13 protein-coding genes are annotated in these 13,023 nt (G+C 70.0%); 7 read left to right on the top strand and 6 right to left on the bottom strand.

Features of this window, described 5'->3' with window-relative positions:
- Nucleotides 1-37 precede the first annotated feature (37 nt).
- A complete protein-coding gene (locus ON33_RS05270; RefSeq protein ID WP_051151664.1) occupies nt 38-1,228 on the bottom strand; it encodes a hypothetical protein in 1,191 nt (396 codons plus the stop codon).
- 198 nt (nt 1,229-1,426) lie between these two features.
- Nucleotides 1,427-2,830 carry an NAD(P)H-quinone dehydrogenase gene (locus ON33_RS05265; RefSeq protein ID WP_040855761.1) on the bottom strand — a complete coding sequence of 468 codons (1,404 nt, stop codon included), beginning with the start codon at nt 2,828-2,830 and terminating at the stop codon, nt 1,427-1,429.
- A 303-nt stretch (nt 2,831-3,133) separates the two neighbouring features.
- Between ON33_RS05265 and ON33_RS05260 the strand changes: the two genes are divergently transcribed.
- Nucleotides 3,134-3,613 (top strand): gamma-glutamylcyclotransferase family protein, encoded by a 480-nt coding sequence (locus tag ON33_RS05260; RefSeq protein WP_040855759.1) that lies wholly within the window; start codon nt 3,134-3,136, stop codon nt 3,611-3,613.
- Between the two features lie 109 nt (nt 3,614-3,722).
- A complete protein-coding gene (locus ON33_RS05255; protein WP_040855757.1) occupies nt 3,723-4,136 on the top strand; it encodes a PPOX class F420-dependent oxidoreductase in 414 nt (137 codons plus the stop codon).
- Nucleotides 4,137-4,199: 63 nt separating this feature from the next.
- On the opposite strand, the gene ON33_RS05250 is transcribed toward ON33_RS05255, so the two are convergent.
- The 3 genes from ON33_RS05250 to ON33_RS05240 form a co-directional block, all read right to left on the bottom strand.
- Nucleotides 4,200-5,366, bottom strand: coding sequence for a M20 family metallopeptidase (locus ON33_RS05250; protein ID WP_040855849.1), 1,167 nt, complete (start codon nt 5,364-5,366; stop codon nt 4,200-4,202).
- Between the two features lie 83 nt (nt 5,367-5,449).
- The gene (locus ON33_RS05245; protein ID WP_040855846.1) at nt 5,450-6,637 is read right to left on the bottom strand and encodes a M20 family metallopeptidase; all 1,188 of its coding nucleotides are present in this window, start codon (nt 6,635-6,637) and stop codon (nt 5,450-5,452) included.
- Between the two features lie 173 nt (nt 6,638-6,810).
- Nucleotides 6,811-7,515, bottom strand: coding sequence for an enoyl-CoA hydratase/isomerase family protein (locus tag ON33_RS05240; protein ID WP_040855754.1), 705 nt, complete (start codon nt 7,513-7,515; stop codon nt 6,811-6,813).
- A 105-nt stretch (nt 7,516-7,620) separates the two neighbouring features.
- On the opposite strand from ON33_RS05240, the gene ON33_RS05235 reads away from it, so the two are divergent.
- The 3 genes from ON33_RS05235 to ON33_RS05225 all read left to right on the top strand — a co-directional run bounded on the left by ON33_RS05235 (nt 7,621) and on the right by ON33_RS05225 (nt 10,528).
- A complete protein-coding gene (locus ON33_RS05235; RefSeq protein ID WP_051151672.1) occupies nt 7,621-8,424 on the top strand; it encodes a purine-nucleoside phosphorylase in 804 nt (267 codons plus the stop codon).
- 10 nt (nt 8,425-8,434) lie between these two features.
- Nucleotides 8,435-9,985: a phospho-sugar mutase gene (locus ON33_RS05230; RefSeq protein ID WP_040855752.1), complete on the top strand. Its 1,551-nt coding sequence runs from the start codon at nt 8,435-8,437 to the stop codon at nt 9,983-9,985.
- A 126-nt stretch (nt 9,986-10,111) separates the two neighbouring features.
- On the top strand, nt 10,112-10,528 hold the full coding sequence (locus ON33_RS05225; RefSeq protein WP_157184417.1) for a hypothetical protein: 417 nt from the start codon (nt 10,112-10,114) through the stop codon (nt 10,526-10,528).
- A gap of 47 nt (nt 10,529-10,575) precedes the next feature.
- On the opposite strand, the gene upp is transcribed toward ON33_RS05225, so the two are convergent.
- Nucleotides 10,576-11,199 (bottom strand): uracil phosphoribosyltransferase, encoded by a 624-nt coding sequence (gene upp / locus ON33_RS05220; RefSeq protein WP_040855842.1) that lies wholly within the window; start codon nt 11,197-11,199, stop codon nt 10,576-10,578.
- Nucleotides 11,200-11,336: 137 nt separating this feature from the next.
- Here upp and ON33_RS40945 point away from each other — a divergent pair, with 137 nt between their 5' ends.
- Nucleotides 11,337-11,654, top strand: a complete 318-nt coding sequence (locus tag ON33_RS40945; protein WP_040855840.1) for a type VII secretion target — start codon at nt 11,337-11,339, stop codon at nt 11,652-11,654.
- Between the two features lie 172 nt (nt 11,655-11,826).
- The gene (locus tag ON33_RS05210) at nt 11,827-13,008 is read left to right on the top strand and encodes a C40 family peptidase (RefSeq protein ID WP_040855750.1); all 1,182 of its coding nucleotides are present in this window, start codon (nt 11,827-11,829) and stop codon (nt 13,006-13,008) included.
- Nucleotides 13,009-13,023 lie beyond the last annotated feature (15 nt).

The following is a 13,023-nucleotide window of genomic DNA, read 5'->3' as shown; positions in this document are numbered from 1 at the left end:
GCCCCTGCCGGGACCGCGTCGGTCCCCGAAGGACCTGTCAGTACTGAACCGAGCCGCCCACCTGAGCGGTCACCCCGGCGACGTCGACCGTCTGCGACGGCCGGTCACCCTCGGGGAGCTTACCAATCTGGGCCGCGGCCTCCAGGACAGTAGCGCCGCCCGGCATCAGCCGGATGAAGTTCTCGGCATCGGCCTTGGCCTTGTTGGCCGCGGCCGTGTCCAGCACGAACTCCATCTTCTGGTCGTTGTCCGGGCCGTTGCCGGCGAACGCGGTCACCTTGATCTGGTTGACCGTGGTGAAGTCCAGCGACATACCGGCCTCACCGATGCCGCTCGGGGTGGTGTAGCCGATGGTGCCGACGTACCCGTCCAGATTGCTGAAGTGGTGGGTGTTGGCGGCCCAGCCCGGCAGCACCGCGCCGCCGTCGAGGTTGACGCCGAGCTCGGTGTGCGGACCGGTCATCTCGACCACCGGCGCGGCCGGGGCGGCGTCCACCGCGGGCGACTGCCAGTGCGGCTGCTGCTGCGGGGTGACGGTCGGCTGGCCGGTCATGGTGTCCACGCCCGGGTCCTGGTTCGGGGTGGTGACGGCCGGCTGCGCGTTCTGGTCGTTCGGCTTCACCGGCTGGGTGCCCTGCTGACCCGAGGGGGTCTGGCCCGGCTGGGTCTGCTGCCCCGGCTGGTTCGGCTGCGGGGTGGTCACCGCGGGCTGGGCCTGGGTCGACTGACCCGGCACCGGCAGCGGCGCCACGCGCGGCACGGTCACACCCGGCTGCGAGGGCCGCACCGACTTGGGCTGCTGCGGGTCGGTGCCCGCCGGCTGCACGTTCTGATCGCTCTTGGGCGCGTTGGCATCCGGCTTGGGGGTGGTGCCGTCCTGAGTCGCGCCCTGCGGCTGACCCGTGTCCGGCTTGGCCGCCCCGTTGTCCGGCGCCGGGGTGTTCGGCGTGGTCGGGGTGGTGACGCCCGGCTGGCTCTGCTGCGGCTTGGTGGTGCCCGGCTGCACGTTCTCCGGCTTGGGCGCGGGCACGACCTGCGCCTTGGCGTCAGGGGCCGGCGTCTCGGTGGTCGGCTGGGTGCCGTCGGGCTGCTGCTGATCCGCCGGGACCGCGCCCGGGTCGGCGGGGGCGGCGTTGGCGGGCGCGGACAGCAGCGACACCACCGCGGCCGCACCGGCCAGCGTCAGGGAGGTGCTCGCCTTGATCCGACTCGGCTTGCGGTGCTTCACGTTTCGCTCAATTCCTTCGTCCCTCGGCGGCACGATCGCTCCGGGGCATCGAAGAGCCTCACATCGGAGGAGAATTGAGAACCCCCCGTTACGTAACGCTCGCGACCGCCCTGCCGATCGCTTCCGCCGCGAACTTAATCACAAGGGAGACAAGGCAGCAAGACGGGCCGGTGACAAAGGGGTCCGAAACACGTTGGGCTAGTCCAGATCGTCGTGCCGCATGAGCTGACGCGCGGCCTCGGTGACCGATCCGGTGAGCGACGGATACACCGAGAAGGTCTGCGCCAGATCGTTCACCGTGAGGTTGTTCTGCACCGCCAGCGCGATCGGCAGGATCAGCTCGGAGGCGATCGGGGCCACCACCACGCCGCCGATCACCACGCCGGTGGCGGGGCGGCAGAAGATCTTCACGAAACCGCGGCGCAGGCCCGACATCTTGGCCCGCGGGTTGGTGTTCAGCGGCAGCATGACGGTGCGGGCCGGGACCTCGCCATTGTCGATGGCGGTCTGCGAGACGCCGACGGTCGCGATCTCCGGGCGCGTGAACACCGCGGACGCAACGGTCTTCAGGCGAATCGGCTGCACGCCCTCACCCAGCGCGTGGTACATCGCGATGCGGCCCTGCATGGCGGCCACCGAGGCCAGCGGCAGCAGGCCGGTGCAGTCGCCGGCCGCGTAGACGCCCGGCGCGGTGGTGCGCGAAACCCGGTCCACCCGCAGGTATCCACCCTTGTCCAGCTCGATCCCGAGCCGTTCCAGGCCCAGCCCGTTGGTATTCGGGATGGAACCGACGGTCATGAGCGCGTGGGTGCCGGTGATGTTACGGCCGTCGGACAGCTTCACCACGATGCCCTCGGCGGTGCGCTCCACCGCGTCGGCGCGGGCGTGCTTGACCAGCTCCACACCGCGCTCGGCGAGCGCCTCCTCCAGCACCAGGGCGGCGTCGGCGTCCTCGCCGGGGAGCACGCGGTCGCGGCTGGACACGAGTTTCACCTGCACGCCCATCTCGGTGTAGGCGGAGACGAATTCGGCGCCGGTCACACCCGAGCCGACCACCACCAGGGTCTCGGGCAGCTCCTTGAGGTCGTAGAGCTGGCGCCAGTTCAGGATTCGCTCTCCGTCGGGTTCCGCGCCGGCCAGCACGCGCGGGCTGGCGCCGGTGGCGATGAGCACCACCTCGGCCTCGATGACCCGCTCCTGACCGTCGGCGAGGGTGGCCTTCACCAGGTGGGTGGCCAGGCCGGGGGCCTGGTCGATGAGTTCGCCGTAGCCGGACAGCACGGTTACCCCGGCGGTCTGCAGCTTGGCGCGAATGTCCGAGGACTGCGCCTGCGCGAGCGCCTTCACACGGGAGTTCACCTCGGCCAGGCGGACCTGCGCCTGCGAGGGATGCACGGTGATGCCCAGGTCGCGGGCGCGGCGCAGATCGGTGCGCACGCCGGTGGAGGCGATGAAGGTCTTGGACGGCACGCAATCCCACAGCACGCACGCGCCGCCGATGCCGTCACTGTCGATCAGCGTGACCGGCGCGCCGTGCTGTGCCGCCACCAGCGCCGCTTCATAGCCGGCGGGGCCGCCACCGATGATCGCAATGCGGGTCATTGTTCCTCCGCTTTCAGGGTCGGCGCCCGGGATCTCCGGTGCCGGATTACCACGTTATCCCCGCAGCTACTCTCGGCTTTAACCGAGTCTCCGGACAATTTTCGCACTGTGGCGCATCCCATTCGGGGAGGCGGCGTGTCATGACGGGTTGCGCGCGAACTCCCCGTCACCGCAGGAAGAACGGGCATCGAGCGGGGCGGAAGAGCTTTCCGGCGATCCGGCGGCTACCGATCCGGCCCACACGAACCGCCTTGTGATCGGGATCGGGGATGGTCTTCCGGGTTTGTTCGATAGGCTTTCCTGGTGCCGATTTACGCCGCCTATGGATCCAACATGGATCCCGAGCAGATGCTCAAGCGCTGTCCGCACTCCCCTGTGTACGGAACCGGCTGGCTGGAAGGGTGGCGACTCACCTTCGCCGGGGACGACATCGGCTGGGAGGGACCGCTGGCGACGGTGGTCGAAGAGGCCGGACAACGGGTCTTCGTGGTGCTCTACGACGTTCCGGGTGAGGACGAACTGAGCCTCGACCGCTGGGAGGGGTCTGACTTCGGTATCCACAAGAAGATCCGCCTGCGCGTCACCCCGAACGCGGGCACCGGCAGCGAGCCGGTGCTGGCGTGGCTCTACGTCCTGGACGCCTACGAGGGCGGACTACCCTCCGCGCGCTACCTGGGCGTCATCGCCGACGCCGCCGAGAAGGCAGGCGCGCCAAGCGATTACACGCACGCGCTACGCACCCGCAACAGCAAGAACGTCGGCCCGGGCACCTTCGGGCCGTAGGGAAGCGCCGCCGCACCGCTCCGGAGCGGTGCGGCACGGCCGGAAGATTCGGTGCGGCACCGCTGTTGCGGGACAGGAACGATCTGTCGAACCGTCCGAGAGGAACACGATGCCCACCACGCCCGTGCCCGCGCCCATCGCCGAGTTTCTGGCCCGCCCCAACCCCGCGGTCTTCGCCTCGAACCGCCCCGATGGCCAGCCGGTTTCGGTCGCCACCTGGTACCTGTACGAGAACGGCCGAATCCTGGTGAACCTGGCCGACTTCCGCAAGCGCCTGGACTACCTGCGCAAGGATCCGCGCGTCAGCCTGACCATCACCGACGGCGACAACTGGTACAGCCACGTCAGCGTGCAGGGCCGCGTCGTGTCCCTCGAGAACGACCCGGACTCCGCGGTCATCGACCGCATCGCCGAGCACTACACGGGCGGGCCCTACGGCGTCCGCGACCAGAAGCGCGTCTCGGCCTGGATCGAGATCGACCGCTGGCACGCCTGGGGCGACATCGCCAAGAAGGCGAAGTAGTTACCCGAAACATGAAGCCGGGCCGCACTTTCCAGCGCGGCCCGGCTGCTCTGCTGTGCGGGGTCAGCCGTTCAACACGATGTTGGTGAAGACCCGGACACCGGCGGCGAGGGCGCGCTCGTCGATGTCGAAGGTGGGCTGGTGCAGATCGAGCTGCTCGCCCTGACCGGACCAGACGCCCAGGCGGGCCATGGCCCCGGGGACCTCCTCCAGGTACCAGGAGAAGTCCTCGCCGCCGCCGGACTGCGGGGTGTCGGCGAGGGCGTCGGGGCCGAGACCGCGGATGGCGTCCTCGAACATGCGCACGGCCTGCTCGTCGTTGACGACCGGCGGCACGCCGCGCTTGTAGTTGAGCTGGTAGCGCACGCCGGTCGGCGCCAGCAGGCCCTCGACGATCTCGCGGACCATGGGCTCGAGCAGCGACCAGGTGGCGTGATCGCCGGTGCGGACGGTGCCGGTGAGCATGCCGGTCTGCGGAATCGCGTTGGGCGCCTTGCCCGCCGACACCGCGCCCCACACCATGACTGTGCTGGTGCGCGGGTCGATGCGGCGCGAGAGCAGGCCGGGCAGGCCGGTGATGACCGTGCCGATGGCGTAGACCAGGTCGCTGGTCAGGTGCGGGCGGGAGGTGTGGCCGCCGGGCGAGTCCAGCACCAGCTCCACGGTGTCGGCGGCCGAGGTGATCGGGCCGACCCGGATGCCGACCCGGCCCACCTCCAGCCGCGGGTCGCAGTGCAGTGCGAACATGCGCGAGACGTCTTCCATGGCGCCCGCGGCGACCATGTCGACAGCGCCGCCGGGCATGACCTCCTCGGCGTGCTGGAACACCAGCCGCACGCCGACCGGAAGCTCGTCCATCTCGGCCAGCGCCAGCGCGGTGCCGAGCAGAATCGTGGTGTGCGCGTCGTGCCCGCAGGCGTGCGAGACGCCCGGCACGGTGGAGGCGAACGGCAGCCCGGTGTACTCCTGGAGCGGCAGCGCGTCCATGTCGGCGCGCAGGCCGATGCGCGGGCCCTCGGGGCCGAGATCGACGATCAGGCCGGTGCCGCTGGGTAGCTTGCGCGGCTCGAGCCCGGCCTTGATCAGCCACGACTCCACGAATTCGGTGGTGCCGAACTCGGTTCGGGAAAGCTCCGGGTTGGCGTGGATGTGCCGGCGCCACGCCATGAGGTCGTCCGTGTGCTCCGCGAGCCAGGACTCCACCGCCTCGTGCCCGGTCGCCGGTTCCATCGCGGCGCCGGCCGGCGTCTGCGTGCTCACGCACGACGCCGCCAGTGGTCCGTTGACGCGCGCCGCGGACCGGCCGGTTGTGCTCACCGAATGTCCTCCTGTCGCTGAAACTGCCGTTGAATGACTCGTTCCGACAACCTGTCCCTGTGCAATTTGTCGCCTGCGATCTGTATCGCTGTGCGAGCCAATGCCGTTGCCCCGTCCAGGACGGCGCGATCGGCGGACGCGTTCACGGCGGCGGCCGCGAACGCGGGCTGGTGGGTCACCGCGCCCCCGGCATCGATGCCGATGACCGGATGAATACCGGCGATGACGTTGGTGATATTGCCCATATCGGTGCTGCCCAGCGGCCGTGCCGCCTCGAATTCCGGGGCGATGGGCTCGCGTCCGAGTGCGACTATCTGCTCGCGATAGGCACACAGTAATCCGCTATCGGGAGTGAGCTCGGTATATGTCGGCGCGAGCTTCCGGATTTCGTGTGTGCATCCGGTCGCCAGGGCACCAGCCTCGAAACAAGCCGACGCTCGTTGCATCAGATCATCGAGGGTCGCGGAGTCGACCGCACGTAGGTAATACAGCAGTTCCGCGTGACCGGGCACGATATTAGGGGCTACGCCGCCCGATCCGACTATACCGTGCAGCTGCTGTCCGGGCAGCAGATGTTGACGTAGCAAACCCAAAGCAACTTGCGCGACGGTCACCGCGTCGAGGGCATTCCGCCCGTATTGCGGGGCGGCGCTGGCATGCGATTCACGGCCGTGGAAAAGCACCGACACATCGGCGAGGGCCAGGGAATGCGCACCGGCGATATCTTCCGGGCCCGGATGCACCATCATGGCCATGGCGACATCGTCGAAGACGCCGCGGTCGAGCATGAGCACCTTGCCGCCGCCGGACTCCTCGGCGGGCGTGCCGAGCACCTTCACCGTGATGCCGCAGGCGTCGGCGACCGCGGCCAGGCCGAGGGCCGCGCCGACACCGGCGGCGGCGATGATGTTGTGGCCGCAGGCGTGGCCGATTTCGGGGAGCGCGTCGTATTCCGCGCAAATACCGACTACCAGGTCTCCGCTGCCGTATTCGGCGGTGAATGCGGTCGGCAGCTCGGCCACGCCGGATTCGATCCGGAATCCACGTTCCCGCAGCGGCTCGATTGTCTTTGCGACGCTGCGGAATTCCTCGAAGGCCAGTTCGGGTTCGGCGTGAATGTCATGGGAGAGGGCGATCAATTGGTCGCGGTATCCGGCGATGGCCGCGTCGGCCGCGGCGAGCAGGGCCGGATCCGGCGAGGCCACGGCAGCGCTCGACGACGACACGGACGAGTCGTGCCGACCGATCGGTACGCAGGATCTCCGGTCATCGCCGTTGCGCGATGGTGACATCCCAACAGTCTCGCACTGCCGCGCAACTCTGTCGCAGCAGGTCCGCGAACCGGAAGGAACCGACCCTACGGGTTGAAGGCCAGGTTTTCCGGGGTGGTCTCCACGGCCAGCCCGGCCAGGGCCTGCTGGTGCAGGGCGCGCTTGATGACCGGCAGGTTCGGCTTGCGGTTGCCCTTGAGCAGGTCGGCGCGCGCGATCGCGGTGGCGAGCAACACGTCAGCATCCGCCTTGGCATCCACGATGCCGGCGACGATGGCGTCATCGGCGGCGTAGCGGCGGCCGGTGGTCATGGCCTCCACCGCGACCTGATTGACCAGCCGGTTGGTCAGCAGCGCGTTCATGGCGACGGTGAACGGCATACCCAGGTGCACCTCGGGCAGGCACCAGAAACCGCGGTCGGCGCGCATGACCCGGAAGTCACAGGAGGTGGCGAGCATGGCGCCGGCGCCGAAAGCGTGCCCGTTCACCGCGGCGACCGTGGGCAGACCGAAAGCCAGCAGGCGGCTGTAGAGCGAGTGCACGCGGTCCAGATACCAGCAGTTCTGGTCGAAATTGCCGAACAGCCAGTCGGTGTCGAGGCCGTTGGAGAAGAACTTGCCGTCAGCGGTGACCACCAGAGCTGCCGGGCCCTCGGACGCCTCGACCTCGTCGAGCAGCGCGTGGACCTCGGTGATCCAGTCGGGATGGAAGCGGTTCTCGCTGTCGATGGTCTGGCCCTCGGTCCCGAGGAACAGCACGAACACGTCCCCGTCACGCTTCAAATACGGCATGGGCAGAGGGTAGCGCTCTCAACAGGTGTTTCTACTCGCGGGTAGCAAGCCGGCGAACCCGCCGTAGCGAAGCAGAGGCAATCAAACACGGCTAGGGTGGGCGACATGCTAGCCGAGAAGGCCATGGGCGGGGTTTCCGAACTAGCCGCCGAAGCCATTGCGCAACGAACGGGAGTGCAGCAGCACCGGATTGCCGTGGTGCTGGGGTCCGGCTGGCAGGAGGCTGCCGCCGAGATCGGTGAGCCGGCGACGTCGATTCCCATGGCCGAGGTGCCGGGATTCGGGTCGCCCACCGCACAGGGGCATCAGGGCACCATTCACTCCGTCACGGTCGGTGACGCGCCGGTGCTGCTGCTCATGGGCCGTCAGCATCTCTACGAGGGCCATGCGCCGAGCCAGGTCGTCCACAACGTGCGTACCGCGCTGGCCGCGGGCGCGCAGACCGTGCTGCTGACCAATGCCGCGGGCGGCATTCGCGACGGACTGTCGGTCGGCGAGGCGGTGCTCATCAACGACCACATCAATCTGACCGGTCGTACTCCCATCGAGGGCGCGCACTTCGTCGACCTCGTCGACGCCTGGGATCCCGAATTGCGGGCGCTGGCAAAGGAACTCGACCCCAGCCTGACCGAGGGCGTGTACGCGGGCCTGACCGGGCCGCAGTACGAGACCCCCGCCGAGATCCGCATGCTGCGCACCATGGGCGCGGACCTGGTCGGCATGTCCACCGTGCTCGAGGCCATCGCCTGCCGCGAGGGCGGAGCCAAGGTGCTCGGCATCTCGCTGGTCACCAACCTGGCCGCCGGGGTCACCGGCGCGCACCTGTCGCACGCCGAAGTGCTGGCCGAAGGCCACGCCGCCGCACCGCGATTGGGCAAACTGCTGCGCAGCGTGCTGGAACGCCTCTAGGCGCGCCGGGATGCTGCGCTTCGGAACCGCCGGGCTGCGCGGTCCGCTCCAGGACGGCCCGGACGGCATGAACGTGGACACCGTGTCGCGGGCGTCCGCCGGTATCGCCGCCTGGCTGCGCGACCGCTGCCTGGGTGGCGGACTGGTGATCGTGGGCCGTGACGCCCGCCATGGCTCCGCCGAATTCGCCGCCGCGACGGCGGAAGTCTTCGCGGCGGCCGGGTTCTCGGTGCTCACGCTCCCCCGCCCCCTGCCCACGCCGGTGGTGGCCTTCGCGGTCCGTGAGCTGAAAGCTGTTGCGGGAGTGCAGATCACCGCCTCCCACAATCCCGCGAGCGACAACGGCTACAAGGTCTATCTCGACGGCGGCTCCCAGCTCGTCCCGCCCGCGGACGCCGAGATCGAGCGGTGTATCGACGCTGTCACCGGGCGGATTCCCCGCACCGACCCCGGCCCGACCGCCCCGGATCCGAGCATGCTGGGACTGCCCGCGGGCACGCCCGAGGAGGAGCTGGGCGAGGAGATCGTCCGCCGCTATCTGGCCCGGGTCGCTTTGCTGCCCAGCCTGATCGGCGGCGCGGCTCGGCAACGCAGTGACATCCGGATCGCGCTGACCGCCATGCACGGTGTCGGCGGGGAACTGGCGGTGGCCGCGCTCCGGGCCGCCGGCTTCAGTGAAGTGCTGGTGGTCACCGAGCAATTCGCGCCGGATCCCGATTTTCCGACGGTGGCGTTCCCGAATCCCGAGGAGCCGGGGGCGTCGGATCTGCTGCTCGCCCTGGCCGACCGCCTGGACGCGGATATCGCCATCGCGCTCGATCCGGACGCCGATCGCTGCGCCCTCGGAGTACGGGGGCCCGCCGGGTGGCGGATGCTGCGCGGCGACGAAACCGGGGTGCTGCTGGGCGATTTCGTGTTGCGGACGGCCGCACCCGATTCGCTGGTGGCCACGACCATCGTGTCGTCACGGCTGTTGAGCAAGCTGGCTCCCGCCCGTGGGGCGCGGTACGCGGAGACGCTGACCGGATTCAAGTGGCTGGCCCGGGCGGGTGCGGGGCTGGTGTACGCGTACGAGGAGGCGATCGGGCACTGCGTGGACCCGGCCGCGGTGCGCGACAAGGACGGGATCTCCGCCGCGGTCGTCGCGGCCGATCTGATGGCGCAGACGAAGGCGGAGGGCCGGACGCTGCTCGATGCCCTCGACGACTACGCGGTCGAATTCGGTGTGCACGCCGGTGATCAGGTGTCGCTGCGGCTGCCGGATGCCGGTGCAGCAGCGGCCGCGGTGGCGCGGCTGCGGGAGCTGCCGCCGGCGGAGATCGCCGGGGAGGCGGTGAGCTGCACCGATATGGGTCAGCTGCGCGGGCAGATGCGTACCGACGCACTGGTTTTCGAGGGTCCGACGCTGCGGTTGGTGATCCGGCCGTCCGGGACCGAGCCGAAGCTCAAGTGTTATCTGGAAACCTTCGTGCCGGTGACGGATCGCTCGACGCTCTCGACCGCGAAGATCGCTGCGGCGCAACGACTCTCCGAGATGCGGCAGTTCTGCGAGAAGCTCTGAACGGACCGCATCGGTGGCCTGCCCCCAGTTTTGGGGGCCGCTACCGCCGCTAACGATCTCTGGGGATCATCCGACGAATGAACCATGAGTTCGATTCCGGACCCCCAGGCAGGAGATCGATACACCATGACGCGAATTCGCAAGTCTCCCATGATGAAAGGCGTCTTCGCGGGCGCGGCGGCACTCGGTGTCGCCGTGAGCGTGACCGCCCTGGCCGCACCGGCCTCGGCGACCGTCACCAGCATCGCGATCGCGCCCGCGACCACCCTCGGCGCCCACCGGTACGGAACGACCTGCTCGTACACCGTGACCGTGACGGTGGACGACGACAGCCAGACGGTCTACTTCTTCGAGGAAGGCCAGGGGCCCAGCGGATTCGCCGAGGCGAAGCCCTCCGGCGGCGTCGCGAAGGCCACCTGGACGCCATCCTCGACGAAGCCCACCTACATCTACGCCGTCCAGCCGAACGCGACCGCTCAGATCCGGCAGCCCGTCGACATCGGCACCGGCATCAACCTCGGATCGGCCTGCGTCGCCCTCTGATTCGCTTCGGCCCCCGGTGATTTCGCTTCGGCCTCGCGTCGAGTGATTCAGCGGGGGCCGAATTGGCGATCACCCGCGTCACCGAGACCGGGGACGATGTAGGCGTCGGAGTTGAGGCCGAGGTCCACCGAGGCGGTGACCAGAAGCCTGGCGTGGCCCGACTTCTCCAGAGCGGCAATGCCTTCCGGCGCGGCGACCACGCACAGCACCGTGACGTCGCGGGCATTGCGGGCGGCCAGCAGGTCCAGGGTGTAGACCATGGAACCGCCGGTGGCGAGCATGGGGTCGAGCACCATGACCGGGGTGTCGGACAGGTCGTCGGGTAGCGACTCCATGTAGGGCGTCGGCTGATGCGTCTCCTCGTCACGGGCCAGCCCCACGAATCCGATCCGCACATCGGGAATCAGGTTCTCGGCGGTCTCCACCATGCCGAGTCCCGCGCGCAGCACCGGCACCAGCAGGGGCGGCGCATTCAGCCGGGTCCCCTCCGCGGCGGCCACCGGCGTGGCGATCGGGAAGCGCTCCACCGGGGCATCCCGCATGGCCTCGTACACCAGGATCCCGGTCAGGTCCCGGAGCGCGGCCCGGAATGTCGGATTGGTCGTCCGGGCATCTCGCATCGTGGTCAGCAATGCGGCAGCGAGCGGGTGGTCCACGACGAGTGTGCGCATACGAAAACCATAGGTCAGCACGGCCATCCACGATCCCCGCCCGGCTGATTTCCTCCACCCCGGGAACCACCCGCCCCCGCCCCGCGTCCAAGCCCGTGGACCACATCCGATCCACGACCGGCATGAAGGGGGCATTCATGCACCGCCTCTCGATCCATCCCGACGGTCTCACCGCCTACGCGACGACCACCACCGTCCTCGCGGCGGAGCTCACCGCCGCCACCACACACGCCGCCACCGCCGCCCCCGGCCTACTCGCCCCCGCCTTCGGCCTCATCGGCGCCGACTTCCTCACCGCCTACGCCGAGGCCCACGCCACCCACGTCACCGACCTCGGCGAGGTCGCGGCCGCCCTGGTCGCCATGAGCGCCGCGACCGGCACCGCGACGACCGCCTACACCGCCCACGACGGCGCGTACGCCGCCACGCTCGCGGCCCCGGAGTTGAGCGCATGACAGCCGCAGCGGACATCCCCTGGGCGGCAGAACAACTCGCCGGCGGGCGTCCACCGCCGGCCATCGACCGCCCGGCGCCAGGCTCGGCGGGCTCGGGGCGCGCGCCGGGGCGGTGCGGCGGGGTGGATCGAAAGAGGCGGGAGCGCAGGGGGACTCGGACGGGGGCGGGCGGATGAGCGGGGAGCCGGATGTGGGGGCGTTGGCGGAGCCGATCGTCGATCTGCTGCGGAGTTTCGGGGCCGGGGGCGGGTCGGGGGCGGCCGGGGTGTTGCGGGCGGTATCCGCCGCCGTGGATCAGGTGCAGGCCGAGAACCGGGCGGGGATCGATCGGATGTACGACGCGTGGCGGGGGCGGGCCGGGGATGCGGCCTTGGATGAGGCGCTGCGGGTGCGGACTTCGGGCGCAACGGTTTCGGAGCGGGGGCGGGGCATGGCGGCGATCGTGGAGCGGGCGGACGCGGAGGCGGCGGCCGGGCGGCGGGAGGTGGAGGAGATTCTGCGGTCGTTCACGGCCGAGGCGGAGGCGCTCGGGGCGAACGCGGTGACCGCGGGCGGCGTCGCGGCCCTCGTGGAGTCGGCGATCGATCACGTTGGGCGGGCCATGCGGGTGGTCGAGCGGGTACGGGCCGAACTGGATTCGGAGGCGGCGGCGCTGCGGGAGCTGGCCCGGCCGGTCCCGGCGTCCGGTCGGGTGACGCCCGCCGCCGACGGGTCGGGCGAGGCGGTGGTCGTGCCGGCGGCGAGCCTGCCGATGGATGGCGCGCCGTGGGCTGAGCCGAGCATCGCGGCGGCCGGGGGCACGGTCGCCGCCGCCGGGGACACGATCGCGGCGGCCGGGGACGCGCTGCTCGGGTCCGGTTCCTCGCCGGGCGGACCGCACACCGATCCGGCGTCGGTGACGACGCCGAAGACCTCTGATCGCAGCCATGATTCGACGATCACGCGGGCGCAAGGGGGCGGGGTACAGGTGACGCTGCCGGACGGGAGCACCGTCGAGGCGCCGAATCAGCGCGCGGCGGATGCGGTTCGGAATGCGTTGAGCGCGGTGGGGACCCCGTACGCGTGGGGCGGGGAGACGCCCGGGGTGGGGATGGACTGCAGTGGCCTGACCCAGTGGGCCTACGCGCAGGCGGGCGTTTCACTGCCGCGGCTGGCGCAGGAGCAGGGGTACGGACACGCGCGAATCGGTCCAGGGGACTTGATGCCCGGAGATCTGGCGGTGTGGGACGGCCATGTCGCCATGGTGATCGGGAACGGGCAACTGATCGAGGCAGGTGATCCGGTTCAGGTCGGGCCGATCCGGACCGAGAACATCGGGATGCGATTCCTCGGCTTCTACCGGCCCACGGCCTAGGTTCGATCGGCCCCA

It is taken from the genome of Nocardia niigatensis NBRC 100131 (genome assembly GCF_000308655.1).
Classification (GTDB): domain Bacteria; phylum Actinomycetota; class Actinomycetes; order Mycobacteriales; family Mycobacteriaceae; genus Nocardia; species Nocardia niigatensis.
The sequence above is the reverse complement of the archived record's forward strand: the minus strand, read 5'-3'. Positions and strand labels throughout refer to the sequence as shown.